At 49.6% G+C, this 26,566-nt stretch carries 32 protein-coding genes and 2 pseudogenes; 29 read left to right on the top strand and 5 right to left on the bottom strand.

Going from position 1 to position 26,566, the window contains the following annotated elements:
• On the top strand, positions 1-945 hold a 945-nt coding region (locus QM529_02135), incomplete at its 5' end, for a class I tRNA ligase family protein (GenBank protein ID MDI9313461.1).
• A 50-nt stretch (positions 946-995) separates the two neighbouring features.
• Here QM529_02135 and QM529_02130 read toward each other — a convergent pair.
• Positions 996-1,622: a COQ9 family protein gene (locus tag QM529_02130; protein ID MDI9313460.1), complete on the bottom strand. Its 627-nt coding sequence runs from the start codon at positions 1,620-1,622 to the stop codon at positions 996-998.
• Positions 1,623-1,666: 44 nt separating this feature from the next.
• Between QM529_02130 and QM529_02125 the strand changes: the two genes are divergently transcribed.
• Positions 1,667-2,410: a 3-deoxy-manno-octulosonate cytidylyltransferase gene (locus QM529_02125; GenBank protein MDI9313459.1), complete on the top strand. Its 744-nt coding sequence runs from the start codon at positions 1,667-1,669 to the stop codon at positions 2,408-2,410.
• Positions 2,411-2,451: 41 nt separating this feature from the next.
• Here QM529_02125 and QM529_02120 read toward each other — a convergent pair whose 3' ends face one another.
• Together QM529_02120 and QM529_02115 are read right to left on the bottom strand one after the other, a co-directional pair.
• Positions 2,452-3,243 (bottom strand): sterol desaturase family protein, encoded by a 792-nt coding sequence (locus tag QM529_02120; protein ID MDI9313458.1) that lies wholly within the window; start codon positions 3,241-3,243, stop codon positions 2,452-2,454.
• A gap of 122 nt (positions 3,244-3,365) precedes the next feature.
• The gene (locus QM529_02115) at positions 3,366-4,709 is read right to left on the bottom strand and encodes a D-alanyl-D-alanine carboxypeptidase family protein (protein MDI9313457.1); all 1,344 of its coding nucleotides are present in this window, start codon (positions 4,707-4,709) and stop codon (positions 3,366-3,368) included.
• 262 nt (positions 4,710-4,971) lie between these two features.
• Here QM529_02115 and QM529_02110 point away from each other — a divergent pair, with 262 nt between their 5' ends.
• The 4 genes from QM529_02110 (at position 4,972) to QM529_02095 (ending at position 10,186) form a co-directional block, all read left to right on the top strand.
• Positions 4,972-7,404, top strand: coding sequence for a PBP1A family penicillin-binding protein (locus tag QM529_02110; GenBank protein MDI9313456.1), 2,433 nt, complete (start codon positions 4,972-4,974; stop codon positions 7,402-7,404).
• A 173-nt stretch (positions 7,405-7,577) separates the two neighbouring features.
• Positions 7,578-8,021 (top strand): helix-turn-helix domain-containing protein, encoded by a 444-nt coding sequence (locus QM529_02105; GenBank protein MDI9313455.1) that lies wholly within the window; start codon positions 7,578-7,580, stop codon positions 8,019-8,021.
• A complete protein-coding gene (locus tag QM529_02100) occupies positions 8,014-8,733 on the top strand; it encodes a response regulator transcription factor (GenBank protein ID MDI9313454.1) in 720 nt (239 codons plus the stop codon). The genes QM529_02105 and QM529_02100 overlap by 8 nt, the downstream gene beginning before the upstream one ends.
• A complete protein-coding gene (locus tag QM529_02095; protein MDI9313453.1) occupies positions 8,726-10,186 on the top strand; it encodes a HAMP domain-containing sensor histidine kinase in 1,461 nt (486 codons plus the stop codon). Before QM529_02100 ends, QM529_02095 begins: the two co-directional genes overlap by 8 nt.
• Before the next feature lie 11 nt (positions 10,187-10,197).
• Here the strand turns inward: QM529_02095 and QM529_02090 are convergent, their stop codons facing one another.
• Positions 10,198-11,811, bottom strand: a complete 1,614-nt coding sequence (locus QM529_02090) for a leucyl aminopeptidase family protein (GenBank protein MDI9313452.1) — start codon at positions 11,809-11,811, stop codon at positions 10,198-10,200.
• Positions 11,812-11,968: 157 nt separating this feature from the next.
• The gene (locus QM529_02085) at positions 11,969-13,240 is read right to left on the bottom strand and encodes a hypothetical protein (protein MDI9313451.1); all 1,272 of its coding nucleotides are present in this window, start codon (positions 13,238-13,240) and stop codon (positions 11,969-11,971) included.
• Between the two features lie 932 nt (positions 13,241-14,172).
• Between QM529_02085 and rpsL the strand changes: the two genes are divergently transcribed.
• The 23 genes and pseudogenes from rpsL (at position 14,173) to rpmD (ending at position 26,515) form a co-directional block, all read left to right on the top strand.
• Entirely contained in the window at positions 14,173-14,544 is a 372-nt protein-coding gene (gene rpsL / locus QM529_02080) for a 30S ribosomal protein S12 (protein MDI9313450.1), read from the top strand.
• Positions 14,545-14,562: 18 nt separating this feature from the next.
• Complete coding sequence (rpsG, locus tag QM529_02075; protein MDI9313449.1) at positions 14,563-15,033, top strand: 30S ribosomal protein S7; 471 nt, start codon at positions 14,563-14,565, stop codon at positions 15,031-15,033.
• A gap of 39 nt (positions 15,034-15,072) precedes the next feature.
• On the top strand, positions 15,073-17,151 hold the full coding sequence (gene fusA, locus QM529_02070) for an elongation factor G (GenBank protein ID MDI9313448.1): 2,079 nt from the start codon (positions 15,073-15,075) through the stop codon (positions 17,149-17,151).
• A gap of 31 nt (positions 17,152-17,182) precedes the next feature.
• On the top strand, positions 17,183-17,491 hold the full coding sequence (gene rpsJ, locus QM529_02065) for a 30S ribosomal protein S10 (protein ID MDI9313447.1): 309 nt from the start codon (positions 17,183-17,185) through the stop codon (positions 17,489-17,491).
• Between the two features lie 33 nt (positions 17,492-17,524).
• Positions 17,525-18,238, top strand: a complete 714-nt coding sequence (gene rplC / locus QM529_02060; protein MDI9313446.1) for a 50S ribosomal protein L3 — start codon at positions 17,525-17,527, stop codon at positions 18,236-18,238.
• A gap of 6 nt (positions 18,239-18,244) precedes the next feature.
• Positions 18,245-18,949: a 50S ribosomal protein L4 gene (gene rplD / locus QM529_02055; protein ID MDI9313445.1), complete on the top strand. Its 705-nt coding sequence runs from the start codon at positions 18,245-18,247 to the stop codon at positions 18,947-18,949.
• A complete protein-coding gene (locus QM529_02050) occupies positions 18,946-19,269 on the top strand; it encodes a 50S ribosomal protein L23 (GenBank protein ID MDI9313444.1) in 324 nt (107 codons plus the stop codon). The genes rplD and QM529_02050 overlap by 4 nt, the downstream gene beginning before the upstream one ends.
• A 20-nt stretch (positions 19,270-19,289) precedes the next feature.
• Complete coding sequence (rplB, locus tag QM529_02045) at positions 19,290-20,111, top strand: 50S ribosomal protein L2 (GenBank protein MDI9313443.1); 822 nt, start codon at positions 19,290-19,292, stop codon at positions 20,109-20,111.
• A gap of 15 nt (positions 20,112-20,126) precedes the next feature.
• Complete coding sequence (rpsS, locus tag QM529_02040; protein MDI9313442.1) at positions 20,127-20,408, top strand: 30S ribosomal protein S19; 282 nt, start codon at positions 20,127-20,129, stop codon at positions 20,406-20,408.
• Between the two features lie 17 nt (positions 20,409-20,425).
• A complete protein-coding gene (gene rplV, locus QM529_02035) occupies positions 20,426-20,878 on the top strand; it encodes a 50S ribosomal protein L22 (GenBank protein ID MDI9313441.1) in 453 nt (150 codons plus the stop codon).
• Positions 20,862-21,494, top strand: a pseudogene (gene rpsC / locus QM529_02030) (30S ribosomal protein S3). Before rplV ends, rpsC begins: the two are co-directional and overlap by 17 nt.
• Before the next feature lie 83 nt (positions 21,495-21,577).
• Entirely contained in the window at positions 21,578-21,997 is a 420-nt protein-coding gene (gene rplP / locus QM529_02025; GenBank protein MDI9313440.1) for a 50S ribosomal protein L16, read from the top strand.
• Between the two features lie 17 nt (positions 21,998-22,014).
• Positions 22,015-22,269 carry a 50S ribosomal protein L29 gene (rpmC, locus tag QM529_02020; GenBank protein MDI9313439.1) on the top strand — a complete coding sequence of 85 codons (255 nt, stop codon included), beginning with the start codon at positions 22,015-22,017 and terminating at the stop codon, positions 22,267-22,269.
• 5 nt (positions 22,270-22,274) lie between these two features.
• Positions 22,275-22,496, top strand: a pseudogene (rpsQ, locus tag QM529_02015) (30S ribosomal protein S17).
• 130 nt (positions 22,497-22,626) lie between these two features.
• Entirely contained in the window at positions 22,627-22,995 is a 369-nt protein-coding gene (gene rplN, locus QM529_02010) for a 50S ribosomal protein L14 (protein ID MDI9313438.1), read from the top strand.
• A gap of 2 nt (positions 22,996-22,997) precedes the next feature.
• The gene (rplX, locus tag QM529_02005; GenBank protein MDI9313437.1) at positions 22,998-23,309 is read left to right on the top strand and encodes a 50S ribosomal protein L24; all 312 of its coding nucleotides are present in this window, start codon (positions 22,998-23,000) and stop codon (positions 23,307-23,309) included.
• A gap of 12 nt (positions 23,310-23,321) precedes the next feature.
• The gene (rplE, locus tag QM529_02000) at positions 23,322-23,978 is read left to right on the top strand and encodes a 50S ribosomal protein L5 (protein ID MDI9313436.1); all 657 of its coding nucleotides are present in this window, start codon (positions 23,322-23,324) and stop codon (positions 23,976-23,978) included.
• An 18-nt stretch (positions 23,979-23,996) separates the two neighbouring features.
• A complete protein-coding gene (rpsN, locus tag QM529_01995) occupies positions 23,997-24,302 on the top strand; it encodes a 30S ribosomal protein S14 (GenBank protein MDI9313435.1) in 306 nt (101 codons plus the stop codon).
• A gap of 49 nt (positions 24,303-24,351) precedes the next feature.
• Positions 24,352-24,753, top strand: a complete 402-nt coding sequence (gene rpsH, locus QM529_01990) for a 30S ribosomal protein S8 (GenBank protein MDI9313434.1) — start codon at positions 24,352-24,354, stop codon at positions 24,751-24,753.
• A gap of 35 nt (positions 24,754-24,788) precedes the next feature.
• Positions 24,789-25,328, top strand: a complete 540-nt coding sequence (gene rplF / locus QM529_01985; protein MDI9313433.1) for a 50S ribosomal protein L6 — start codon at positions 24,789-24,791, stop codon at positions 25,326-25,328.
• 12 nt (positions 25,329-25,340) lie between these two features.
• A complete protein-coding gene (gene rplR, locus QM529_01980) occupies positions 25,341-25,700 on the top strand; it encodes a 50S ribosomal protein L18 (protein MDI9313432.1) in 360 nt (119 codons plus the stop codon).
• A 51-nt stretch (positions 25,701-25,751) separates the two neighbouring features.
• Positions 25,752-26,282, top strand: coding sequence for a 30S ribosomal protein S5 (gene rpsE, locus QM529_01975; protein ID MDI9313431.1), 531 nt, complete (start codon positions 25,752-25,754; stop codon positions 26,280-26,282).
• Positions 26,283-26,314: 32 nt separating this feature from the next.
• Positions 26,315-26,515 (top strand): 50S ribosomal protein L30, encoded by a 201-nt coding sequence (gene rpmD / locus QM529_01970; GenBank protein MDI9313430.1) that lies wholly within the window; start codon positions 26,315-26,317, stop codon positions 26,513-26,515.
• The last annotated feature ends 51 nt before the right edge of the window (positions 26,516-26,566 follow it).

Below are 26,566 nucleotides of genomic sequence, written 5' to 3'. Positions count from 1 at the left end.
AAAATGTCAAAATCGCTGGGCAATGTTACCGCGCCCGAGGATGTTATTCGCGAACATGGCGCGGATATTTTGCGCCTGTGGGTTGTTGCGTCCAATTACACCGAAAACTTGACCATCGGCAAAAATATTCTAACGCAACATAGCGAAAGTTACCGCCGTATTCGCAACACATTTCGCTGGTTGCTGGGGGTTATCGAAACCGACCCGCGCGAACCGCAAGAATATAAAAAATCGCAATTACCATTGTTGGAACAATATATGTTGCGCCGCTTGGCAATGCTCGGCCGTGATATAAAAAAACATGCCGATGTTTACGAATTTAATAAAGTTTTTTCCGCGTTATACCGGTTTTGCGACCAAGATTTGTCGGCATTTTATTTCGACGTTCGGAAAGATTCGCTTTATTGCGATTCATTGGATTCCGAACAGCGTAAACAAACCATGTTCGTTATCGATAAAATTTTTGATTCTTTATGCAAATGGTTCGCGCCGATATTATGTTTCACGGCGGAGGAAGCCTGGCGCGCCCACCCGCGTAACAAAGACAACCCCGATGCAACAATCCACATGGAGGAATTCCCCGAATTGCCCGACGAATGGTTGGATGGCAATTTGGACGAACAGGTGGAGGATATGATGGAGATAAGAAAAAATGTCCTGCAGGTTTTGGAAATTGCCCGCAAGGATAAAAAAATTGGTTCGGGGTTGGCGGCGGCGGTAACCCTGACCCTGCCACCGAAAATTTATGAATCGGCCACGGCGTTCGACCTGGCCGATATTTTTATCGTGTCGGATGTTAAGGTGCAATCGGGCGATGAATTAAAAATCGAATGGCAAGCCGCCAGTGGTGAAAAATGCGAACGCTGTTGGAAAATCATGCCCGAAGTTACCCAAAACCCCGAAAAATTATGCAAACGCTGTCATGGCGTTGTGGCGGCGATGTAAGGGTAAGCAAAAAAACTGCCCGCGATATGGCGCGCGAAAAACCCAACCGCTCAAGCGTTTTTTTTATTGCCAAAGATTTTTGCCTTTAGCTGATTGATAATTTTTACATCGTCCAAGCGGTGGCGCAAAAAATTTTCGGTTTCGGTTAAATTTTCGCTAGCGTCGTGCAAATAAACCGGCAGGGTGGCGGCAATAATGCCCGATAATAAAATGCGCTTGGTGTAATGGTTAAAATCATTGGCGTCGTCGCCGGCGGCACGCCATAATTTATCGGCGGTCGCCCAGGTTAATTCCCCCGCGCTGATAACATGGGCCGGGTCGGTCAATGCGGCGGCGGCGCGGCGCAATGCGGCGCGGTGCGGTTCAAAATGGCGATAACGAAACATCAATCCGGTGAATATCGTGGCGGTTATTTTTTCCGGTTTGTTATCCTGCAACCATTCCACCATTACGCTGTCGCCATAACCCGACGCCCAAATCAATAACGATTTTGGCACATCGGGGAATAATACATGCGCCAAATTTTCGTCGCACGCCAAATCGCTAATCGCGTGGGCCAGGGCGTCCGCCCCCCAGCCGTCATTGCCGGCATGGTGCAACACCCGTTCGATAATTTTATCGGCTAGCTCGGCATGGTTGGCCGACATGTGGGGTGGGTGGTGCGAACGACGTTGCATGGCAAGAATATAGCATTTTATTTTGCGGTTTGCTATGACAAGTCATGCCCAACAGCGATTCGATTATCCTTATTCCGGCGCGGCTAAATGCAACGCGCCTGCCGAACAAGCCATTGTTAAAAATTCATGGCCGCGCCATGGTTATGCATTGTTACGACCGCGCGGTTCAGGCCAACATCGGCCGTGTCGTGGTTTGCGCCGGCGACCAAGAAATTTTTGACGAGGTGAAAAGAAACGGCGGCGAGGCGATATTAACCCCGGCCGATTTGCCATCGGGCGCCGACCGCATTCATTATGGGTTAGAAAAACTGACCGATAATAAAAAATACAAACGCATTATTAATTTGCAGGGCGATTTGCCCAACATCAACCCGTTGATGCTCCGAAAAATTGGCGAGGCCCTAAGCGATAAGAACCTCGACATCGTAACGCCGGTGTTTTTGCAAAAAGACAAAAAAGAAAAAAACAACCCGAACGTGGTCAAGGCGATTTGTCATATTGCGGCGGGCAAGAAAATCGCGCCGGTGCTTTATTTCACCCGCGCGCCGGCACCATTTGGCGATGATGTTTTTTTTCACCATATCGGGGTTTATGGTTTCCAGCGGGCGGTGTTGGAAAAATTTGTTACATTGAAACCATCGCCGCTGGAAAAAATTGAAAAGTTGGAACAATTGCGCGCGCTGGAAAATGGCATCAAGATATTTGCCCTGGCGGTGAAGGAAAAACCGCAATCGGTTGACACGCCGCAGGATTTGGCGCAGGCGCAAAAAATAATGGCGAGTGAATAATCCGCGAGGCAGTGCGACGACAAAGCCCTAGGGCTTTCCCCCTATGATTTACCCCATTGCTTTATTTTTTTAACATTAACGAATGGCGCGAATAATAATTTCGGCAGGGGCATGTCATGCAACCCGGGCAGGCCGTGCTTCATTTTTTTTGACGCCATGCCGTGGGCGCGGCTTGCGAATAATTTATCCCAAATGGTTAATATATTGGCGTAATGCGAATCGGTGTTGCGGCGGTCGGGTTCGTGGTGCAAAAAATGATAGGTCGGGGTGACGATAAAAATTTTTAACATATCATCCAATTTTTTTGGCAGGTTAAGGTTGCTGTGTTGAAACAACGACAGGCACAACAACAAAATCTCCGCCACCAAAACTGACGACAGCGGCATGCCGAGCAAAATAATCAACGGCGCGCGCCAAAAACATGATAGCAAAACCTCTCCCCAATGGAAACGCACCGCGGTGGTGGTGTCTAAATTTTCATCCAAATGGTGCACGCGGTGAAACCGCCATAACCATGGCACCAGGTGATTCAACCGATGCCACCAATAGATATAACAATCGTATATCACGCAATCGGCCAGCAATGCCCACCATTGATTTGGAAAAATCGAAAGTCGAAACATCACCACCGACGGCGGTGTTAAATAGGTCAGGCTGGCGGTAAAGCCGATGATAAAAACGCTCGACAGGAGGCTATTGATGCCCCACAGCCCCAGGTTAGCCAGCCAATGGCGCGATGGCTGTTTGATGGTGCGATAGGGAAATAAACGCTCCAACAATGACAAGGTCAAAAACAGGCCGATAATAATCGCAATTTTCAGGTGAATCAACATGACGATTTTTTTGTGGGTTTTTATATAATCATCCTAAAGAGATTCCGCACGCCTGCCAAGCGATATTACGCGTGATATTATCGGCAAAATCATCGGCGGGTCAAACCGCCGCGCGCCGTTGCTTATTGAACGTCTTTTTTCTGACGTTTTTTAGGGTTTTTTTTGGGTAAGGTTTCGGCATAGGCCGCCTCGATAAACCCACCACCACTATTTTTTATCACGGCCTGCTGGGAAATGGCGCGATTGCTCGCTTGCTTGTTGGTTTTCTTTTTGCTTTTTTTTATCTTAGTTTTTTTGGTGCTGGCAACCTTGGCGACATTTTTGGTTTGCTTATTGAGCGACGAATTATTGGCCGCACTCAATGCGCTAGCGTTATTACTATTGGGCTTGCCCGCCGCCAAAAGATTAGCATGAAGCTCGAGGCGTTTTTTCGCCGCCGCCGCCATCCGCTCCTGCCGCAAACGCGCCGCCTTTTCTTGCGCGGTTTCGGCGGGTTTGATGTATTTTATATAGGCTTGTTTGAGCGATTCCTGCGGCGTGCGATTGGCCTGCTTCAATTGGTCGAGGTTAAAACTTCTGCTGTAGGATGCGGCGTAGGGAATGTAACGGTCAAGCAGGAAGGTCATGGCGCTATCGCGCTCGCGGGCTGTCGACCCGCCCAGCACCACCGCGACGACGCGTTTGCCGTTACGCTCGGCGGAGGTTAAAAGATTGTAACCACTGCGGTTGATGAAACCGGTTTTAAAACCATCGGCGCCCGAGAATTGCTCCAACACGCGATTATGGGTCAGGATGGTGCGGTTTTTGAATCGGAAGCTATCGATAGAAAAATAATGATAATATTCGGGGTAGTTAGCCAAAATATAAAGCCCGAGGGTTGCCATGTCCTGGGCCGTGGTTACCTGGCCCGGGCTGGGCAGGCCAGATGCATTGTTGAAATGGGTTTTGGTCATGCCAACTTCCTTTGCCTTGGCATTCATCAACCTGGCAAAATTGCTTTCACTGCCGGCAATATTTTCCCCCACCGCCACGGCGGCGTCGTTGGCCGATAAGACGACAATCGAGCGAATCGCCAAATCGACCGATATCTGGTCGCCGGCGCGCACGCCAAGCCGTGTTTTCGGCCGTTTGGCGGCGGTGGCACTTACGTTTAAAAGCGTGCTGGTTGTCCAACGTCCGCTTTTTAATTGGTCAAACAGCAAAAGCAAGGTCATCGTCTTGGTAAGGGACGCCGGGTAGGCCAATTCATCGCCGCCGTTATCATACAATATCTTATTGGTTTCCGCGTCGACCACAATGCTCGAGCTAGTGCGATAGATGCTCCCCGCCGAAGCCTGAAAGGTCGTAAGGCCTATTAATAACGATAAACCAATTGCTGTCGCGTATCCAATTGTCTTGCGGCTAATTTTTTTTAACCTGGTTTCGCGCCGGTTAATGGGTAAGAAGCGGAGGATAGCAGGCAACATAGGATAACCAAGGATGATATTATGATGATGATTTTTTTTTATAAATTATTACTGCTGGCAAACTATATAAAATAGGTCTAACACAATACGACTTACGGCGCAATGACCGCTTCACAATATAAGACATGATAATTTGTTTATGCAAAAACCATGCAAGTATTGAGGAAAATTCGACCGCGACGCGACGCGCAAAGCCAATCGACAGGCCGACCCCTTTATGCGCTATTGATTTTTAATTGACAACATTATATAGAATTGACGGATGATCGATAAAGATAACTTTTACCGCTATTACGATTCCGCAAGGTTCCGAAAAATTCTTTGGTTGGGGTCGGCCACGCTTGCCGGGATGCTGGTGTTTATGCTGGTCTGGGGGTTATATGCCTGGGTCTTTATTGGCCGCATTCCCGGCGTGAAAAAATTGGGCGATTTTGAATTGCAAGCCGACAGCCGCCTGCATAGCAACGATGGTTCGATTATCAAGGACGTAAACGACGGCAGTCGTATCGTTGTGCCCATCGATTATATTCCCAAATTGGTGCAGGATGCCTTCATCTCGGCCGAGGACCAACGTTTCTATGAACATGGCGGCATCGATTTTATTGGTATTGGTCGCGCCGTGGTGCGGTTGGTTCCTTCTTTGCTTTCGGGGCGTCGCCCCGAGGGCGCATCGACCATCACCCAACAGGTGGCGCGTAATATCGTGCTGAATTCAAGCGATCTTTCGGTTTTTAGAAAATTTAACGAAATTGTGGTCGCGCTGAAGCTGGAGCGTTCGCTCGATAAAAAGAAAATTTTAGAATTGTATCTTAACCAGATATTCTTGGGCAACCGGTCATATGGTGTGTCGGTGGCGGCGCAAAATTATTTTCACAAAAATTTAGACCAATTGAGCACCGACCAAATCGCTTTCCTCGCCGCCCTGCCCAAGGGGCCCAATAATTACAACCCGACCAAATTTTACGACGCGGCCATCACGCGGCGCAATTGGGTTATCGACCGCATGTATCAAATGGGGTTTATCGGCAAGAACGAACGCGAACAAGCTTCGGCCAAGTCGTTGGAGGCCTTTGTCAGCAATGAGGCATCGGTCAACAGCGATTACTTCGTTGATAACCTCCGCCAAGAATTGCAACAAAAATTTCCCAAAATCCGCATGGTGGGCGGTGGTTATTCCATCCGCACGACGCTGGATAATCGCGTGCAATTGTATTTGGTGCAGGCGTTGCATAAATCATTACGCGATTACGACCGACGCCACGGCTTTCGCGGCCCGTTAAAGCTGTCGCCTGGCATCAGCTGGCAATCATTGTCGGATATACCGGCCGATGGCCGATTGGCCGATTGGTTGCGCGCCGTGGTGGTTAACGATAACGGCGGGTCATTTAGCATCGCGCTTGAAAATGGCGAGCGCGGTCGGTTGACCTACGCCAACGCCGCCATGGGGCGCGAGTATTATGAGGATAAGGTCGATAAATCCTTAAGCAATAAAGAAATTGCCGAGGTGGTGCAAAGCCTGCCGATTGGTTCGGTGATATTGGTGTCGCCGCTTAAGGATAATGATTTCTTGTTGGAGCAAATTCCGGCCATCGAGGGCGCGGCCATCGCGGTCGACCCCAAAACCGGCCGCGTGCTGGGCGAGGTTGGCGGCTGGTCATATGACCGGAGCAAATTCAACCGCGTCAGCCAGGCCAATCGCCAACCCGGGTCGTCGATAAAACCATTTGTCTATTTGGCGGCCTTGGAAAATGGGGTTAGCCCCTTTGCCACCGTCGCCAATTCGGAGGTTATGGTGGAAACCCCGAGCGAAACCTGGATACCCGATAATTTTGATAATGATGAGGCGGGTGGCGATTCCGAGGAGTCGCTCCGCTACGGCTTAGAACATTCGCTCAACCGCATGACAGTGCGGGTGGCGCAGGCCATCGGCTTTAACAAGGTCGGGGGGTTGTTCCAGCGACTGGGTATTTATGACAAACAACTAAATTACCCGTCGATGGTGCTGGGCGGCGCCGACACCCAGCTGGAACGGCTGGTGCGCGCCTACGCTATTTTGGCCAATTATGGCAAGTCGGTCGACCTTGTCCGCTTTGACCGCGTGCAGGATAGATATGGCAAAACCCTGGCGCGTAGCGACAATCGGCTTTGCAATGGTTGCCAGGTCGATAATTACAATGGTCAATCACCACCGACTATACCCGACGACCGGAAGAGCCTTATCAACCCACAGCTCGCCTATATCATTATCGATATGATGCAGGGGGTGGTTTATCGTGGCACCGGTGCGCAATTGGCCGAGCTCGGGCTTAATATCGCGGGGAAAACCGGCACCACCAGCAATAACCAAGATTCGCTGTTCGTTGGCCTGTTGCCCGACATTGTGGTCGGTGTTTGGACTGGTTTTGACAAACCAACCACTTTGGGGCGCAATCCGGTAACCGGCGCGGAGGAAGCCGGTTCGACCCTCGCCCTGCCGGTGGTTAAAAATTTCATGCAAAATTATAAGACGATGCGCAAGCCGCAAAATTTCTACACGCCGACCGGCATCGTCAAGGTGCGGATGAAGTGGGACGATTGGCAACCTGGCTACACCGGTAAGACCGTGTTGCAACCCGCCACCAAAGACATGGTTAATAAGGCAAGCCAAGAATATTTCAACAGCGGTTACACCATCGAAAGCGGCGATGACAATTGATATCGATAATGATAGAGATGATGGACAATAAAGATGGTTGTTAATAGGGGTGAGGTAGGCGTAAATGGTTTTTCACGTTTGAGAAGATACGCAATTAATTATTAGAAAAATTTATCAGCGCGGCGGCCGACGCCGATAAAAAAAAAGCGAGGCGAACATCGTAGCGAAGCAATATGAAAAATAATCCCTTGTTTTTGTCATTTCCGGTGGTCGAGGGCAACCTGCGGCTTTTTTACAATGTGTTTTATGATTTAAAAGCCATGACCAGCGACGTCGACGCGGGGGAGCCGGTCGACGAGTTGGTGCTGTTGTTGTTTTTTCCAAAAACCGTCAAACAATTATGCCACGAATTGAATATATCACGCCAGGCGACCCACCAGCGGTTAAAAAAAATAAATTCACTGGGATGGCTTGAAATAAAAAACAGCACGACCGATGGCCGGCAACAGGCCTATTGCCTTAATGACAAGGGGCGTGCCGTGGCCGAACGGGTAATGGCGCGGGCGGTAAAAAAATTAACCGCCGCCTATCAACAGGCCGGGGGCGAGGCGGTGGCGGGGTTTGTTAAGGTTATAGAATCGCTTTACAATCAGGCCAATAAAAAAAACCATGGATAAAAATATCAGCAATGATTTGGGTTACCGGCCGTTGGTGTTGGTGGTGGACGACGACGACGAATTATGCGACCTGCTTAAAAAATTTTTAAACCAACATGGCTTCGTTGCCTACACCGCCCGGTCGGCCAACCAAGCCAAAACCACCTTGCAAAAACATAATTTTGCCGCGGTGGTGCTCGATGTCCAGATGACCGGCCAAGATGGCTTGTCATTGTTGAAAGAATGGCGCGCTAACAACAATGATATTCCGATTATGATGCTGACCGCCATGGGTAAGGAAGCCGAAAGCCGCGTGCTGGGGTTATCATCGGGCGCAGATGATTACCTCGCCAAACCATTCGAGCCGGCCGAATTGGTCTTGCGGCTGAGCAATATTATTCGGCGCAAAAAACCCACCGAGGCTACCTTGCCAAGCCTGGTAAAATTTGGCCGTGGGCAATTTGACCGCAGTCAAAAAAAGCTGGAGGTCGACGGCGCGCGGGTTTATTTAACCTCGGCCGAGGAAAGACTTTTTTGTTATTTGCTCGACCGCAATGGCCGCGCGGTCAGCCGCGAAGAATTAAACCAAGCGCAAATTATTTTGGGCGGCGAGCGAAGCATCGACGTGCATATCGCCCGCATCCGGCAAAAAATTGGCGACCGCAACGACCGCCCCGAATACTTGGTAACCATTCGGCATAAGGGATATGAGATGAGGGTCGACCATGAATAAAATAAAAAACATTCTCAAAAATATTTTTGTTATTATCTTGCCGCAACGTATCTGGACGCGGTCGCTGTTGATATTGTTGGTGACGATGTTCTCGGTCGAGATTATTGCGCTCTACGTTTTTCACGACCGGCATTGGCGATTCGTTAATTACAAATTGAACGACAGCCTGGCGAGCGAGGTTACATATTTATACCGCGCGCTTGAAAATGACAGCAACTACCTGAAACGTTACAATCAAAAACGTAACAATGTTTTTGATATAAAAATTACACTTGGCAAAGAAGACAAGTTTAAAAAATTATCAAAAATACCCAAGAGCAAACAACGCATCCGGTTGGAACGCTCGCTTAACAATTACCTGCAACGACCATTTCGCTTGGCCTATTATGGCAATAACGATGTCGCGATTGGCGTGCCGTCTGAATTCCATGAGGAGGGATATTATTTTTTTGTTGTGCCAAAGGGCAGGGTGTTCGACAACAGCATCGCCCTGTTTTTATATTGGCTGGTGGTCAGCGGCGTGGCCTTGAGCTTTTTGGCCGGTTATTTTTTGTATCGCCAGGTGCGACCGATGGTTAAGCTGTCGGCGATGGCCGATAATTTTGGCAAGGGGCGTTATTGGCGACAGGCCAGCGGCCAAATCGCCGTGCGCGAAATTCCGGTCAGCGGCGCGCGCGAAATTCGCATGGTGGCGCGGTCATTTAATCAAATGATGAAACGCATATCCTATCAAATAAAACAACGCACCATCATGCTGGCCGGCGTGTCGCACGACCTGCGCACGCCGATAACCAAATTGCGGCTTAACCTGGCATTTTTGGAGGAGGATAAAAATAAAAAAAATAGCGAGGTGATTAACAAGATGAGGGAAAACCTCGCCGATATGGAAAAAATGATTTCGCTCTATTTGCAATTTGCCAAGAACGAGGATGACGAGCCCCTGACGACGGTTAAGGTGGTGCAATTTATTAATGATATCGTGAATGAATGGCAAGGTGAAATAAAAAGAAATAAAAAATCCATCAGCGCGGCATTTAACCTGACCGATGATGCGACGTTATTAATCCGGTCGCAGGCAATGAGGCGTTGCCTGAATAACATTATCGCCAATGGATTAAAGAACGCAAGCGAGGTTAAGCTGAATGTAACAACAAAGGATGATAAAAAAACCCGTGAACATTTTATCATTATCGACATTGCCGATAATGGCAAGGGTGTGCCGGTGGAAGATAGGGAGAAAATTTTTGAAGCCTTTTACCAAGTAAGGAATAACGGCCAGGCGATGCCGCAAAAGAAAAAATCGACGACGGCAAGGGGCGCGCATGACACCGACCAAGGTTTTGGTTTGGGGTTGGCGATTGCCCGCGATATTGTGCTCGGCCATGGCGGCAATATTTCGGTGGGCGACGCGCCGGGCGGCGGCGCGCTTTTTACCATCTCCTTACCCGTTTGATGTAATATTTTTTAAAGCTGTTTTTTTAATAACTGGTAGCAGGCCAACAACGACATGGCGGCACCGCCCACCGGGTTGCCGACACTGCCCGATAAATTCCACGCCATGGTGTCGATGTGAATCCAGCGTGCTTTTTCAGCAACAAATTTTTGTAAAAACAATGCGGCGGTGATGGCGCCGGCATAATGGTCATCGCCGGTTGATGAAACATCGGCATGGTGGCTCGACAACAATGATTGATAGGGTTTATGGAGTGGCAATGGCCACATGTAATCGTTCCAGGCCGCGCCGCTTGCCATGATGTGATTGCTGGTGTTGTTGTCGTTGCAAAAAAACGCCGAAATGCCGGTGCCAACCGCGACCCGCGCCGCGCCGGTCAGGGTGGAAAAATCTATCATCATATCGGGTTGTTGCTCGGCGCCGTAACTTAAAGCATCAGCCAACAACAATCGCCCCTCAGCGTCGGTATCGCCAACCTCTATCCTTACGCCATTGCGCGCGGTTAGAATATCAGACGGCCGATAGCTGTTGCCATCGGGCATGTTTTCGGCCAAGGGCAACAACAGGTGCAAACGATAGGGCAGGTTGTTGCTGATGATAAGGGCGGCCAGCCCAAGGGCGATGGCGGCACCCGCCATGTCTTTTTTCATCAGCCACATGCCGCTGGCCGATTTTAAATTTAAACCGCCGCTGTCGAAACAAACACCCTTGCCCACCAGGCAAAGTTTTTTGTGGCTGGGGTCGCCCCATTGTAGTTCAAGCAGGCGCGGCGCGCGGTTTTCGCCGTCGGCCGACGATTGCATTGCCCCTTGCCCGACGGTCGCAATCAACGGGAAATTGCGCCTTAATTCTTCACCGATAATCGTGGTGGTGGTTGGTTTGCTGGCGGTGCTGATGCTATCGATAATGTTTTTAAAAAAACCGGCAAACTCACTTGGCCCCAGGTGATTGGGCGGCAGGTTTATCAGCTGGCGGCAGAAATGATTGGCAACCACCAGGCTGATAATTTCTTGCCATTCGTTTTTTTCTAATTTTTCTAAAGCAAAACTTTCCTGGTCGATATAAAAAATGGTGCTGGCCGGTTTGCGATTTTTTTTAAAATCAATGAATTCATAAAGCCCGAACCCAAGGCCATAGATGCAATTTTTGCATGATTGCGGGTGCGCTGGTGCTTCAAAAAACATCAACCGCACGGCGGAGGGTTTTGTGGTTGCGCCATCATTCGGCCATTCCGACAACAAGGACGCAAATAATTGCGCGATGGGAAAAAAAGATAGCGGGGCATAGGGCATGGTATGGGGCATGGCATCCGCGCTGGTGGCCTTGTCCGATTTATCAGCAAACAAATAAACAAAATTATTTTTTTGGTGGTCGTCGCTATTGCCTAAAATATAAATTTTTTCGCTGTTGTTGGGGAAGCCTTGCTGGCGAAGCAATTGTTGTTGTGCCGCCGGCAGACCGGCCAGAAACCCCGCGCTTTGTTTTTTTTCGACCAGGACGCAGGTTACGATTTCATCAACACCTATTTTTTTCGCCGCGTCATGGCTCATAGCCTGGCTTATGGGCCAGGGTTGCAACAATTGCGAAACATTTGGCAGGTGGGGCAGGGCCGGCGATTCCATCATGGTTGTTATGTTTTCAATACCGACATGGTTATTATTTGACAGCGATTGATGATAATGCCCATAATGCCACAATCTCCCGGCGTTATGGTTCGCCCGCTTAATTCTCTATGTTGTGGTTATCAGTATTTCGCTCGCGCCGCTTAACCCAGCAATAGATTTAGTTGTTGGGGAAAAGGTTTGGCGTCGGTTCGGGCAATGGCGGCAATTGATAATTATCTTGCAACTGGTCTTGCGATTTGTAGGTCGCGTTTTTTGTTCCTTGGTTCAATAGGTTATCTTGCTTGCTTTGCGGTTGGAGAGGCAAATCGGGCAGGCTCGGCAGGTTGTTCAAATCATCAAGGCCGTTATTATCCGGTTGCGTTGCATCCGGCGTGGCCGATGGAGAGGGCAGTGCATTGCTTGGCGCGGCGGGCTGTGGTTTTGCCTTTTTTACTGGTTTTGGCTTGGGGGTCGGCGCAACCACCGGTGGGCGGCTGATTGCTTTATCCAATTTTTGCGAAATGGCGTCCAGCGATTCCTGGGTTTTGGTGTTGCTGTCGTTTAACGCGCCCAACCCTTTGCCCATTTCATCCATTTTGACGGCAAAACCATCCAACAAGGCCTTGTTCTGATTGGCAATACCATCGACAAACGATTGCAACACCGATTTCATGCTGTCAGCGGTGATAGTTTGGCTACGCAGGCCAGAAAACATATTAAACATCATAATCAGCAAAACCACCATGATAATGCTGAGCAGGGTTTGCACCGCGAAAAATAATTTCATCATCGGCGACATTGGTGGTGGCGCGTAATAATCATCTTGGTAATAACCATCATCACCACCGCCGACCATGCCACCGCCGCCATCTTGGCGTGGCGCTGGGGGCGGCATCGCCGGCCCGGCAGTGGGGGTTGGCGCGCCAAGGTTCACCACGCCGCCCGATACGGGGCCGGGCGTTGCGCGCGCTGGCGATTGGTTGATGGTTTGCATCTCGCGCATCAGGGCTTGAAAATCTTTACCCGCGGCGGGTGACGGGCTGGCACCACTCAATGTTGGTGTTGGTGCGGACGGCATTGTCGGTGCGGGTGTCATCATTGTCGGCGCCATTGCGGGGCGTGCGCCGGTATTCATTGAACCGGACGTTGCATTGCTCATCGGATTCCCCATCGGATTGCTCATCGATTGTGGTTGGGCAATTGGATTGGTTGCCGGCATGTTATTGGCGGGAAGCCCATTTGGCAGGTTTGGCCGTGGCGCGACTGGCATGACACTACCCATCATGGGGCCACTTGCGGGCATTGGGACATTCGTTGGGGTATTCATCGGCGGATTCATTGGCGCGGGTTTAATCGGTATGGCAGGCGTCGGGGTTGCACCAGTGGTAACTGGGACAATGGTAACGGGGGATTTGTTATCCTTATTGGGGTTGCTGGGTGTATCAGCCATGAATGTTATTATTTCTCTCGCTACAAACTAAAATTTATTTCGGTAAAATTATCTTATATAAATAAAAGGGCTAAAACCAAAAAATTAACGGCTATCGATGACAACATTCCCTCCTAAAAGCAAAAAAAATCTTGCAAATAGCTCCTCTTTCTTTTGGTGTATCCTCGGCTATCCTTATATCAATAGATATCGGGTTATGTCAATAGCAAATATACAATTCTTCTTTAATTGCGTAACACTGCGGTTTTGATTACTTTTACTATAAATTTTATCGTGATGTTTTATGGGCGTCGCCAGGCCATGATACCCTCATTAAAACCCGTTATTATAACCGCGCTGTCATAAAACATCATAAAAAGTGATAAAAAATGCCATCGTCGCAATTATGTGCTTGACAAGCGTGGGCAGAATGGCTAGTTCAACATCCATACGAAAAAGACAGGGAATAGGCCGTAAGATCAACCCTTGTAAGTTTTCGCGATTGTATTTTTTTACAATGGTGATTGTTTGCAATGGCATTATTTAGTTTTCATCGCGCTGTTACAGCGCAAAAACATGATAATGATAATATCTTAAACGATATTCTTTGAACGATAGCGATTTTAAACGATCGCTGTGGTTAATTCTTTGGGTTCTTGAAGATGTTGTTGCAATGTTATGCAAATAACGGGCGACAATAATCGGCATGGACACCAAAATAGGCTGGTCGGACACGATGAATGCATCTATGGTGCATTTACATCGGCGTGACCTTGCGGTTTTCTCTGATTTTTTTGTTTTTCAATTTTTTTTATAAAAATTGGTTTGGTGTAATTTGCCTTGGTTCTTACCTTGGTATTTTTCGCCTCGCTGACTTTTAAAAAAAATTGAAAGCAAGCAACGAAAGAAAAATAAAAATATAATATATATAAAAAAGATAGAGAGATTTTGTCATGCCAACGATTAACCAATTGATACGCAAACCGCGCAAAATGCCGCGCGGTCGTAATAAAACGCCGGCCCTGATGCAATGCCCGCAACGGCGCGGCGTTTGCACCCGCGTTTACACCACCACGCCGAAAAAGCCGAACTCGGCGTTGCGTAAGGTCTGCCGCGTGCGCTTGGTCAATGGTTACGAGGTTATTAGTTACATCCCAGGCGAGGGCCACAATTTGCAAGAACACTCGGTGGTGCTTATTCGTGGCGGCCGGGTGAAGGATTTGCCTGGTGTGCGTTATCACACCATTCGCGGCGCGCTTGATACCCAAGGGGTGCAAAAACGCCGTCAACGCCGTTCCAAATACGGGGCAAAGAAACCCAAATAATTTTTTTAGGAGAAAAACATGTCACGTCGCCGTCAAGCCGATAAAAGAAAGATTCTGCCCGATGCCAAGTTTGGCAATTTGGAGGTTTCAAAATTTATCAATATTTTGATGTTACAAGGGAAAAAATCGGTCGCCGAGCGTATTGTTTATGGCGCCTTTGCCCAGGTTGAAAAAAAATCCAGCCGCCCGGCGATTGAGGTTTTTTATGAAGCCCTAGACAATGTTAAACCAAATTTGGAAGTGCGTTCGCGCCGCGTTGGCGGTGCAACCTATCAAATTCCGGTGGAGGTTCGCCCTGAACGTTCTTTGGCCTTGGCCTTCCGTTGGTTGATTGAGGCGTCGCGCGCCCGTGGCGAACATACCATGATGGATCGCTTGTCCGGTGAAATTATTGACGCCCTTAACAACCGTGGTGCATCGGTAAAAAAACGTGAAGAAACCCATAAAATGGCCGAGGCCAACCGCGCCTTCGCCCACTATCGTTGGTAAAAAATTTATTTAATAAACAAACATAAAAAAGAAAACATCATGGCCAGACAATACCCCATCGACAAATACCGCAACATCGGTATCATGGCGCATATCGACGCTGGCAAAACCACGACGACCGAGCGGATTCTTTACTACACCGGAAAATCATACAAAATCGGTGAGGTGCATGAGGGTGCCGCTACGATGGATTGGATGGAGCAAGAACAAGAACGCGGTATCACCATCACCTCGGCCGCGACCACCTGCTTTTGGAAAGACCATCGGATTAATATCATCGACACCCCCGGGCACGTCGATTTCACTATCGAGGTCGAGCGTTCGCTTCGCGTGCTTGACGGCGCGGTGGCGGTGTTTGACGCGGTTGCCGGCGTTGAGCCGCAATCGGAAACCGTGTGGCGCCAGGCCGATAAATACCACGTGCCGCGCATGTGCTTCGTGAATAAAATGGATAGAACCGGTGCCGATTTTTATCGTTGCATCGATATGATGAAGGACCGCTTGGGCGCGCGGCCGATTATTTTGAACCTGCCCGTCGGGTCGGAGGCCGCCTATGACGGCGTTATCGACCTTATCCAAATGAAACATATCAAATGGAAAAGCGAAGATTTGGGCGCGGAATATAGCGCTAATGAAATCCCCGCCGAGCTAGCGGATAAGGCAAAAGAATATCGCCACCAATTGCTCGAAATGGCGGTCGAAATGGACGACGCGGCCATGACCAATTATTTGGACGGCAAAGAACCAGATGAAAAAACCTTGATTGCCTGTATCCGCAAGGGCACGATTAGCGGTAAATTTGTGCCGGTGGTTAATGGTTCGGCCTTTAAGAACAAGGGTGTGCAACCCTTGCTCGACGCCGTGGTGAATTTTTTGCCATCGCCGCTTGATATTGGCGCGGTTGCCGGCACCGACGAAAATGGCGAAAACCCCGATAAGCGCGAACCGAAAGACGACGCGCCATTGTCGATGCTCGCCTTCAAAATTATGAACGACCCATTTGTCGGGTCGTTGACATTCTGCCGGATTTATTCGGGCACCTTGAACACCGGCACCGGCGTGTTGAACTCAACCCGTGGCGACCGCGAACGTGTCGGGCGGATGTTGTTGATGCATGCCAACAACCGCGAAGATATTAAGGAAGCCTACGCCGGTGATATTATCGCCCTGGCCGGCCTGAAAAACACCCGCACGGGTGATACGCTTTGTATTGAAGAAAAATCCATCGTCCTTGAACGGATGATTTTCCCCGACCCGGTGATTGATTTGGCGGTCGAGCCAAAATCGAAAGCCGACCAAGAAAAAATGGGCGTCGCCCTCAGCCGCTTGGCGCAGGAAGACCCGTCGCTCCGCGTGAAGAGCGACCAAGAAAGCGGCCAAACCATTTTGTCAGGTATGGGCGAATTGCACTTAGAAATTATTGTCGACCGCATGAAGCGCGAATTCAAGGTCGAGGCCAATGTCGGCGCGCCGCAGGTGGCCTACCGCGAGACCATCAGCAAGCCGTGCAAAATTGATTACACCCACAAAAAACAATCGGGTGGCTCGGGTCAATTTGCCCGCGTTATTATGGAATTCAAACCGGGCGAACGTGGCTCGGGCTTCATCTTTGAAAGCAAAATCGTCGGCGGTTCGGTGCCGAAAGAATATATCCCGGGCGTGGAAAAGGGTTTAAACTCGGCCGTGACATCGGGTGCCTTGGCCGGCTTCCCGGTGGTGGATTTGCAAATTGATTTGATTGATGGCGGCTATCACGATGTTGACTCATCTGCGCTGGCGTTTGAAATTGCCGCCCGTGCCGCCTTCCGCGAGGGGATGGCAAAGGGTGGGGCGAAACTGCTCGAGCCAATCATGAAGGTTGAAGTCGTCACCCCCGAAGAATATATGGGCGATATCATCGGCGATTTAAATTCACGCCGTGGCCAAATCAACGAAATGGATAGCCGTGGCAACGCACGGGTGGTCAACGCCCTGGTGCCCTTGGCATCGATGTTTGGTTATGTTAACAATCTGCGGTCAATGAGCCAAGGCCGCGCGCAATACACCATGCAATTTAATCATTACGAACCGGCGCCGCAACATGTGGCCGACGAAGTGATGGAAAAACACAAACGATAAACATAAAAAGAAAAAGGATTAAAAGAAAACCATGGAAGCACAAAGTATCCGCATTCGTTTGAAGGCCTATGACCATCGCGTTTTGGACGAATCGACCAGTCAAATCGTCAACACCGCGAAGAGCACCGGCGCGCTGGTGCGCGGCCCGATACCCTTGCCGACCAAAATCGAACGCTACACCGTGCTTCGCTCGCCGCACGTCGATAAAAAAAGCCGTGAACAATTTGAAATTCGCACCCACAAACGCGTGCTTGATATCACCAACCATAACCCGCAAACTATCGACGCCCTGATGAACCTTGAACTGGCGGCCGGTGTTGATGTCGAAATTAAATTGTAAAAATATATAACGAAAAGATAGAGAGAGAAAACCATGTATAATAAAATGAGCCGCGAATTTAAAAACCAACGCACCGGCATGATTGCCAAGAAGTTGGGCACGACGCAAGTCTTCCAAGACGGCGTCATGCGCGCCGCGGTGGTGCTGGATGTTAAGGGTTGCCTGGTCACCAACACCCGCACGGTCGAAAAAAATGGCTATGCGGCGGTGCAACTTGGCCTGGTGGATAAAAAAGAAAAACACACCAACAAACCATTGAGTGGCGAATTTAAAAAACTGGGCGTGGTCGCCAAACGACATTTGGTTGAATTCCGCGTCGCGACCGATGCTATCCCCGAAATCGGCAGTGCCATTACCGCCGACCATTTTGCCCCCGGGCAATTTGTCGATGTTATCGGCGTGTCAAAAGGGAAGGGTTTTCAAGGGGTTATGAAACGTTGGAACTTCGGCGGCGGTCGCGCGACCCACGGGAACTCGGTGTCGCATCGCTCGCACGGCTCGACCGGTAACCGCCAAGACCCGGGCCGCGTGTTTAAAGGCAAAAAAATGGCCGGCCATATGGGCGACCGACGCGTTACCGTGCAAAACTTGCAAATTATTTCCGCCGACAAGGAAAAAGGGTTGATTTATATCGCCGGCGCGGTGCCGGGCGCGCCCAATTCGCTGGTGATGATAAAAGATTCGGTTAAGAAACAACGGCCAAAAGACGCGCCATACCCGGGCGCGTTCGAGAAGGTTGCAAAATAAAGGAGCATGACAATGAAACTTTCAGTTATTAATTTTGAAAAGAAAGAGGTGGGGAGCATCACCCTCGCCGATGATATTTTCGGCTTGAAGCCCCGCCCCGATATTTTGGAGCAGATGGTGAATTGGCAATTGGCCAAACGCCGCGCCGGCACGCATAAGGTGAAAAATCGCGCCGAGATTAATCGCACCTCGAAAAAAATGTATGCGCAAAAGGGCACTGGCCAAGCGCGCCATGGTTCGGCCCGCGTGCCGCAATTCCGCGGTGGTGGTCGTGCCTTTGGTCCAGTGGTGCGGTCGCACGCCTTCAAATTGAATAAAAAATTCCGCGCCTTGGCGATGCGCCATGCCCTGTCGGCAAAGGCTATCGGCGAAAACATCATGGTGCTGGACAGCTTAGATATTAAAACCAATAAAACCAGCGACCTGGTTAAACAATTTAAAAAATTGGGGTTGATCAACTGCCTGATTATCGGTGGTGAGCAATTGCCCGAAAACATGAAACAAGCCGCCGGCAATATTAAAAACATCGATGTCTTGCCCTTGGCTGGTATCAATGTTTACGACATCATGCGCCGCCATAAATTGGTGCTGACGCAGGAGGCCGCCGAAAAGGTAGTGCTAAAATTGCAAGGCAAATTGCAAGACGAAACCGCTAAGAAAAATGAAAAGAAAATTACCGCTAAAATCGTGAAGGAGGCGAAAGCATCATGAGTTGGAAATATTACAACAACGAAAAAATAAGCATGGAACGTTGCTACGAAGTCATTCGTCGCCCGTTGGTGACCGAAAAATTCACCCGCATGAGCCAATTTAACCAGGTGGCCTTCGAGGTCAGCAAGGACGCGAGCAAGCCCGAAATCAAACAAGCGGTCGAAACCCTGTTTAAGGTTAAGGTCTTGGCCATCAACACGGTTAATGTCGCCGGCAAATTCAAAAATTTTCGCGGCAAAACCGGCCAACGCAACGGCCTGCGCAAGGCGGTGGTCAAATTGGCCGCCGGTCAAACCATCGATTTGGGTGCAACGATATAAGGAAATAATGGAGAACAGACATGCCTATTAAAACATTTAAACCAACCAGCGCCGGCAGACGCAGTTTGATTCTGATTGACCGCTCCGACCTTTTCAAGGGGCGACCGGTGAAATCATTGACAGCGGGTAAAATGGAACATGGCGGCCGCAACAACAAGGGGCGCATCACCATGCGCTGGCGCGGCGGTGGGCACAAACAACGTTACCGCATGATTGATTTTATGCGTCGGAAAGAGGGCGTGGCGGTGGTTGAACGTATCGAATACGACCCCAACCGCACGGCCTTTATCGCCTTGATTAAATACCAAGACGGCGAATTGGCCTATATCCTCGCGCCACAAAAATTGGCGGTCGGTGATAAGGTCGAGGCCGGCGAAAATGCCGATATCAAGCCAGGCAATGCCCTGCCGTTGAAGAATATCCCGCTGGGCACGCTGATTCATAATGTCGAATTAAAACCGATGAAGGGTGGGCAGATTGCCCGTTCGGCCGGTAGTTTTGTGCAATTGGCGGGGCGCGAAGCAGGCTATGCCCAGATTAAATTGATGAGCGGTGAATTGCGAAAAGTGCGGTCGGATTGTTTGGCAACCATCGGCACCATGAGCAACCCCGATTGGCAAAACGTGAAATTGGGCAAGGCCGGGCGGAGCCGTTGGATGGGTCGCCGTGGTAATGTGCGCGGCGAGGTGATGAACCCGGTCGACCACCCACACGGCGGTCGGACGCGCGGCGGTCGTATTTCGATGACACCATGGGGCAAACCAACCAAGGGCTACAAAACCCGTAAAAATAAAGCGACCGATAAATATATTATCCGCTCGCGCCACGAAAGAACAAGATAGGAAAGGATAAGGATTATGACCAGATCAGTTTGGAAAGGCCCATTTGTTGACGGCTATTTATTAAAGAAAGCCGAGGCGGTGAAGGCCACCGGTCGGCACGATGTTATCAAAATTTGGTCGCGTCGCTCAACCATTTTGCCAGAATTCGTGGGCTTAACCTTTGGCGTGCATAACGGCAGAAAACATATCCCCGTGTCGGTTACCGAAGACATGGTGGGTCACAAATTTGGTGAATTCGCGCCGACCCGCACTTTCATCGCTCACTCGTCAAATAAAACCGCGACAACGTCAGAATAAACAGATAGATAAAAAACATGAGTAAAAAAGCAACCCAACGAAAATTATTGCCGACCGAGGCGATGGCCGTGGCGCGCAACCTGCGCGTTGCACCACGCAAATTGAATTTGCTGGCCGGCATGATAAGGGGTAAGAAGGTCGCTGAGGCCTTACGCGCCTTGACCTTTTCGCAAAAAATGGCGGCCGACCCGGTGAAAAAAACCCTGGCCTCGGCGATTGCCAATGCTGAAAACAACCATAATTTGGATGTTGATAGCTTGGTGGTGAAGGAGGCTTTCGTTGGCCAAGGGCTTATGTTAAAGCGTTTTCACACGCGGGCGCGTGGCCGTGGTGTGCGGATTGAAAAGTTTTTCTCGCACCTGACCGTGGTGGTGGCAAGCCGCACGCCGGAAGAAATCGAACAAGCAAAAGCAAAAAAACAAAGCAAACTAGAAAAGAGTAAGGAGCACAAAGATGGGTCAAAAGGTTAACCCGATAGGATTACGACTTGGTATCAACAAGACGTGGGATTCACGCTGGTTCTCTGACAAGGAATCGGGCCGCGAATATGCACGCCTCCTGCACAAGGATTTGGCGATTCGTAAATTCTTATTGAAGCGATTGAAAGACGCCTCGGTGTCTAACATCTTTATCGAACGCCCAACTGGTAAATTAAATATCACCGTGGTCTGCGCCCGCCCGGGTGTGGTGATTGGTAAAAAAGGTGCCGATATTGAAAAACTGCGCACCGATTTGAAGAATTTCTGCGGTCAAGCGGCCTCGGTCAATTTGCTCGAAGTGCGCAAGCCCGAAATCGATTCGCAAGTGGTTGCCGATGGCATCGCCCAGCAGTTGGAAAAACGCGTTTCCTTCCGCCGCGCCCTGAAACGCGCCATGTCGAGCGCGATGCGTGCTGGCGCCGAGGGGATTAGGATTAATTGCTCCGGCCGTTTGGGCGGAGCGGAAATCGCCCGCATGGAATGGTATCGCGAAGGCAGCGTGCCGCTTCACACCCTGCGCGCCGACATCGATTACGCAACGTCGGAGGCCTTGACGACCTATGGCATCATTGGCGTCAAGGTGTGGATTTGCAAAGGCGAAATTTTGGAACATAACCCATTTGCGGCCGAGAAGAAAATTTTGGCGCAACAGGTGCAAAATCGTTAATTAGAAAAAAAGGATAAACCATCATGATGATACCCAAAAAACCCAAATTTAGGAAAGCCCACAAGGGCCGCATCCACGGCATGGCCAAGGGGGCGAGCAAGCTGGATTTTGGTAGTTACGGTTTGAAAGCGTTGGAGCCAGAACGCGTGACATCGCGCCAATTGGAATCGGCGCGACGCGCGATTGTGCGGCAAATGAAACGCCAAGGTAAAATTTGGATAAGGGTTTTCCCCGACGTGCCGGTTTCAAAAAAACCAGCCGAAGTCCGGATGGGTAAAGGGAAGGGTGCGCCGGAATTTTGGGTGTGCCGCGTGAAACCCGGGCGCATTATATTTGAAATCGATGGCGTCAACGACACCATTGCGCACGAGGCCTTTGCCCTGGGCGCGGCCAAATTACCAATCAAAACCCGCGTTGTAAAACGCTTTAGCGAAAATTATTAATTTTTAGAGGAAACATCATGGCAAAAGAAAAAACAAAAAGAGTGGATTACCGCGATAAAACAGCGGCGGAATTAAAAACCGCCTTGCTGGCCCTGCGCCGCGCGCAATTCAACCTGCGCTTTCGCAAGACCCAGGGCAACTTGGAAAAGCCGTCTGAAATGCGTCTTAACCGCCGCGACATCGCCCGGATTAAAACCTACATGACCATGCAAAATAAAAAAGACACCGCCAGCAAACCAACGAACAATAAAACCGATAAGAAAAAAGGATAATCGATATGCCCAAACGTATGCTCCAAGGGGTGGTGCTTTCCACCAAAATGCAAAAAACCATCGTTATCGCGGTGGAACGGCGTTACCTGCACCCCGTGATGCGCAAGGTTGTGCGTCGCACCAAACATTATATGGCGCATGACGAAAACAACATGGCCAAGGTGGGCAATGTGGTGTGGATACGCGAATGTCGGCCGATTTCAAAACGGAAAACTTGGGAACTGATTTCTGAAACCGAAATGAAAACCGCCAAGGTAAGCGGCTCACAAACCGCTGAAAAGGCAACGCCAAAAACCGGTGCCAAAACAGCCGCCAAAAAGAAATAACAATAAACGATAACCATCAAGGATAAATAACATGATACAGGTCGAAACATTTTTAGAAGTTGCTGATAATTCCGGCGGCCGCTTGTTGCAATGTATTAAGGTGCTCGGCGGGTCGAAACGGCGTTATGCCTCGGTCGGCGATGTGATTGTCGTCTCGATTAAGGAAGCGATTCCCAAAGGCCGCGTGCAAAAGGGCGAGGTTCACCGCGCCGTGATTGTTCGCACCGCCAAGGAAATCAAACGCCCCGACGGCTCGACGATTAAATTTGATACCAACGCCGCGGTGTTGGTCAACAAACAAAACGAACCGATTGGCACGCGGATTTTCGGGCCGGTGGTCCGCGAATTACGCGCCAAACAATTCATGAAAATTATTTCATTAGCACCGGAGGTTTTATAATCATGGCACAAAAAATTAAAAAAGGTGACAGCGTTATCGTGCTCACCGGCAAATATAAAAAGCAAGAGGGCACGGTGCTCGAGGTCTGGCCGAAGGAACAACGGCTGATAGTCGAGGGCATCAATATCGTGAAAAAAACGGTGCGGCCATCGGCTGAAAACCCAAATGGTGGTGTCATCGAAAAAAATGCCTCCATCCATTGGTCGAATGTCGCGGTCAAGGACCCCGACAGCGGCAAACCGACTCGCGTTGGTTTCAAAATCGAAGGCGACAAAAAAATCAGAATAAGCAAATCATCAGGCAAGGCACTATAGAAGGAGAATACCATGGCAGAAAACAACATGACCCACGATTTGTCGGCACAAAAAAAGGCCGATAAGCAAGCCCGCGCCGACCGCGCCAAATTACCAAAACAAAAACCTTTCTATGATAAGGGGCCGGCGCCACGCCTTAAAACCCTTTATGAAAAAGAGGTGCGCGACGCCCTGCAAAAACAATTTGGTTACAAAAACGCAATGATGATTCCAAAATTGGATAAAATCGTGCTTAACATGGGGGTGGGCAAGGCGACCCAAGATAGGAAATATATCATGGGGGCCGAGGAAGACATGAAGGTTATCAGCGGGCAAAAACCAATTGTCACCCGTTCAAAAAAATCCATCGCGACCTACAAATTGCGCGAAAACATGGGCATCGGGGTGAAGGTCACCCTGCGCGGCCTGCGGATGTATGAATTTTTGGATAGGCTTATCATGGTCGCCCTGCCACGGGTGCGCGACTTCCGCGGTTTAAAAACCAAATCGTTCGACGGCCGTGGCAATTACGCCCTGGGGATTAAAGAACAGATTATTTTCCCCGAAATCAATTATGATAAAATCGATAGCATCCGTGGTATGGATATTATCATCTGCACCACCGCCAAAACCGATGAGGAAGCCCGCGCCTTGCTAACCGCGTTCCGCTTGCCCTTCCAACTTTCATAAACTATAAGGAGAAATATCATGTCAAAATTAAGCCTTGTCACCCGTAATCAAAAACGCGAAAAAATGCGCGATAAATATAAAAATCGCCGCGCCAAATGGAAAAAAGTGATTTACGACAAAACAACCAGCCTCGAGGAAAAATTCCAGGCACAGTTGGAATTGCAAAAAATCCCACGCAATGCCTCGCCGGTGCGGGTGCGGTTGCGTTGCGAATTAACCGGTCGCGGCCGTGGCAATTATCGCAAATTTAAAATGGCGCGCCATAAGTTTCGACAATTGGCGTCGTCGGGCAAAATCCCCGGCGTAACAAAAGCAAGTTGGTAGTTCTAAATTGATAAAAAAATAAAAATAAAAAAGAGAAAGGAAAAAGAAAATGACAGCTATAACCGACCCATTGGGCGATATGCTCACCCGCATCAGGAACGGCCTCCATGCAAACCTCGAGCAAGTTGAGGTGCCGGCGTCGAAACTCCGCGCCGATGTGTTGAGCTTGTTGAAAAACGAAGGCTACATCAATGGCTACAAGGAAGAAGAAATTCGCAAGGGGATTAAAATGCTCATCGTTAGCTTGAAATATTTTAACGGCGAGCCATCGATTAAAACATTGCAACGGGTTTCAAAACCTGGGCGACGGGTTTATTCGTCCTTTGACCAAATGAAAATGGTCAGCAATGGCTTGGGGATTGCGGTTATTTCAACCACCAAGGGGTTGATGACCGACCACCAGGCGCGCAAGGGCAACATCGGTGGTGAGGTTCTGTTCACGGTATTCTAAAAACAAATTTTAAATAAAAAAACGAAAGGTAAAACATGTCACGATTAGGAAAAATGCCGTTGGAAATCCCGACAGGGGTGGAGGCGAAGCTCGAGGGCGGCGTCTTTACCGCCAAGGGCAAAATCGGCACCAACACGGTTAAAATTTTACCCGATATTAAGGCGGTCATCGACGGCAATAAAATTGTCGTCAGCCCCTTAAGCGATACCAAGCGCGCCAAAATCTATTGGGGCACGACGCGCCAATTGATGAAAATTGCTATCGAGGGGGCGAGCAAGGGCTTCACCCGCAAATTAGAAATAAATGGCGTTGGCTTTCGCGTTGCGATGCAGGGCAAGAATTTGAAATTGGCATTGGGCTTCAGCCACGATGTTATTTTCCCGATACCTGATAATATCAAGGTCGCCATCGAAGGCGACAAGGGTAATGTCATCGCCATCAGCGGCGCGAATAAGGAGGCCGTCGGCCTGTGCGCCAGTCTTATTCGCAACCTGAAAAAACCCGAGCCCTACAAAGGCAAAGGGATTAAATACGCTGAGGAAACCATCCTCCGCAAAGAAGGCAAAAAGAAATAAGGAGTAACCAACATGAAACACGACAAATCACTCATCAAGCGCGCCGTACGGCAACGCTATCGTTTAAAAAAATTTGGCGGCGGCAAATGGCGCGTTTCGGTCTATCGCTCGAATCGTCATTTGCAAGTGCAAATTATCGACGACGTGGCGTCTAAAACCGTGGTGGCTTGCTCCACCATGGAAAAGGAATTGCGCGGCAAGTTGAAGAGCACTTCCAACATCGAGGCCGCCACCATGGTGGGCAAGGTGTTGGCCGAACGGGCGAAGCAGGCCGGTATAAAAGCCGTGATGTTCGACCGCGGCGGTTACAAATATCATGGCCGAGTAAAGGCGATTGCCGAATCGCTCCGCTCGAATGGTATGGAATGTTAAGCAACAATATGATACAGCAACCATCAACGATATAAAAAGAAAGATAGTATTATGCAAAAAAGAGAACGAGACGACAGCAGTTATTTAATCGAAAAAACCGTGGCTGTTAACCGCGTTTGTAAAGTGGTTAAGGGCGGTAAAAGATTTGGCTTTGCGGCGTTGGTCGTGGTGGGCGATGGCAAGGGGCGGGTTGGCTTCGCTTCGGCCAAGGCGCGTGAAGTGCCCGAGGCGATGAAAAAAGCCACCGAATTGGCGAAACGCCGCATGATAAAGATTCCGCTCCGCGACAAACGTACCCTGTATCACGATGTGATGGGGCATTTTGGCTCGGGCTATGTTAAAATGCGTAGCGCGGTTCCCGGCACGGGCATTATCGCCGGTGGCCCGGCGCGCGCCGTGTTCGAGGCGCTTGGCGTCTCTGACGTGGTTGCAAAATCGGTTGGCAGTTCTAACCCACACAACATGGTTAAGGCGATATTGGAAGGGTTGCAACATACCCGCTCGCCGCGTTCGGTTGCCGAACGCCGTAACAAAACCGTGAGCGAGGTGTTGGGCCGCGCCAGCAAAGAAGGCGACGAATAACAAGACAATCAACGATAAAGAAGGTAGATAACATGAACGACAAACAATCATCCGGCGGGAAAATTACAATCAAACAAGTGAAGAGCCCGATTCGCCGCGTGGCGCACCAACGCGTCGTGCTGAAAGGCTTGGGGTTGGGCAAAATTGGCCGGATACGCGTGTTGCAAGACACGCCGTCGATTCGCGGCATGATAAAAATCGTCGAGCATTTGATAGAAGTCAGCAAGGCATAAATAAAAAATAACAAATAACAATGGAGATAACGATATGAAACTTAATGAATT

Source organism: Hydrotalea sp. (genome assembly GCA_030054115.1).
Taxonomy (GTDB): Bacteria; Pseudomonadota; Alphaproteobacteria; order JASGCL01; family JASGCL01; genus JASGCL01.
Note: the sequence above shows the minus strand (reverse complement) of the source record. Positions and strands in the feature narration are given on the sequence as shown.

Bases quoted from the DNA above. Each gene is read 5' to 3' on its own strand.
- QM529_02130 (MDI9313460.1), bottom strand. From the start codon at position 1,622: ATGCAACGTCGTTCGCACCACCCACCCCACATGTCGGCCAACCATGCC.
- QM529_02125 (MDI9313459.1), top strand. From the start codon at position 1,667: ATGCCCAACAGCGATTCGATTATCCTTATTCCGGCGCGGCTAAATGCA.
- QM529_02120 (MDI9313458.1), bottom strand. From the start codon at position 3,243: ATGTTGATTCACCTGAAAATTGCGATTATTATCGGCCTGTTTTTGACC.
- QM529_02115 (MDI9313457.1), bottom strand. From the start codon at position 4,709: ATGTTGCCTGCTATCCTCCGCTTCTTACCCATTAACCGGCGCGAAACC.
- QM529_02110 (MDI9313456.1), top strand. From the start codon at position 4,972: ATGATCGATAAAGATAACTTTTACCGCTATTACGATTCCGCAAGGTTC.
- QM529_02105 (MDI9313455.1), top strand. From the start codon at position 7,578: ATGAAAAATAATCCCTTGTTTTTGTCATTTCCGGTGGTCGAGGGCAAC.
- QM529_02100 (MDI9313454.1), top strand. From the start codon at position 8,014: ATGGATAAAAATATCAGCAATGATTTGGGTTACCGGCCGTTGGTGTTG.
- QM529_02095 (MDI9313453.1), top strand. From the start codon at position 8,726: ATGAATAAAATAAAAAACATTCTCAAAAATATTTTTGTTATTATCTTG.
- QM529_02090 (MDI9313452.1), bottom strand. From the start codon at position 11,811: ATGATGGAATCGCCGGCCCTGCCCCACCTGCCAAATGTTTCGCAATTG.
- QM529_02085 (MDI9313451.1), bottom strand. From the start codon at position 13,240: ATGGCTGATACACCCAGCAACCCCAATAAGGATAACAAATCCCCCGTT.
- rpsL (MDI9313450.1), top strand. From the start codon at position 14,173: ATGCCAACGATTAACCAATTGATACGCAAACCGCGCAAAATGCCGCGC.
- rpsG (MDI9313449.1), top strand. From the start codon at position 14,563: ATGTCACGTCGCCGTCAAGCCGATAAAAGAAAGATTCTGCCCGATGCC.
- fusA (MDI9313448.1), top strand. From the start codon at position 15,073: ATGGCCAGACAATACCCCATCGACAAATACCGCAACATCGGTATCATG.
- rpsJ (MDI9313447.1), top strand. From the start codon at position 17,183: ATGGAAGCACAAAGTATCCGCATTCGTTTGAAGGCCTATGACCATCGC.
- rplC (MDI9313446.1), top strand. From the start codon at position 17,525: ATGTATAATAAAATGAGCCGCGAATTTAAAAACCAACGCACCGGCATG.
- rplD (MDI9313445.1), top strand. From the start codon at position 18,245: ATGACAATGAAACTTTCAGTTATTAATTTTGAAAAGAAAGAGGTGGGG.
- QM529_02050 (MDI9313444.1), top strand. From the start codon at position 18,946: ATGAGTTGGAAATATTACAACAACGAAAAAATAAGCATGGAACGTTGC.
- rplB (MDI9313443.1), top strand. From the start codon at position 19,290: ATGCCTATTAAAACATTTAAACCAACCAGCGCCGGCAGACGCAGTTTG.
- rpsS (MDI9313442.1), top strand. From the start codon at position 20,127: ATGACCAGATCAGTTTGGAAAGGCCCATTTGTTGACGGCTATTTATTA.
- rplV (MDI9313441.1), top strand. From the start codon at position 20,426: ATGAGTAAAAAAGCAACCCAACGAAAATTATTGCCGACCGAGGCGATG.
- rplP (MDI9313440.1), top strand. From the start codon at position 21,578: ATGATGATACCCAAAAAACCCAAATTTAGGAAAGCCCACAAGGGCCGC.
- rpmC (MDI9313439.1), top strand. From the start codon at position 22,015: ATGGCAAAAGAAAAAACAAAAAGAGTGGATTACCGCGATAAAACAGCG.
- rplN (MDI9313438.1), top strand. From the start codon at position 22,627: ATGATACAGGTCGAAACATTTTTAGAAGTTGCTGATAATTCCGGCGGC.
- rplX (MDI9313437.1), top strand. From the start codon at position 22,998: ATGGCACAAAAAATTAAAAAAGGTGACAGCGTTATCGTGCTCACCGGC.
- rplE (MDI9313436.1), top strand. From the start codon at position 23,322: ATGGCAGAAAACAACATGACCCACGATTTGTCGGCACAAAAAAAGGCC.
- rpsN (MDI9313435.1), top strand. From the start codon at position 23,997: ATGTCAAAATTAAGCCTTGTCACCCGTAATCAAAAACGCGAAAAAATG.
- rpsH (MDI9313434.1), top strand. From the start codon at position 24,352: ATGACAGCTATAACCGACCCATTGGGCGATATGCTCACCCGCATCAGG.
- rplF (MDI9313433.1), top strand. From the start codon at position 24,789: ATGTCACGATTAGGAAAAATGCCGTTGGAAATCCCGACAGGGGTGGAG.
- rplR (MDI9313432.1), top strand. From the start codon at position 25,341: ATGAAACACGACAAATCACTCATCAAGCGCGCCGTACGGCAACGCTAT.
- rpsE (MDI9313431.1), top strand. From the start codon at position 25,752: ATGCAAAAAAGAGAACGAGACGACAGCAGTTATTTAATCGAAAAAACC.
- rpmD (MDI9313430.1), top strand. From the start codon at position 26,315: ATGAACGACAAACAATCATCCGGCGGGAAAATTACAATCAAACAAGTG.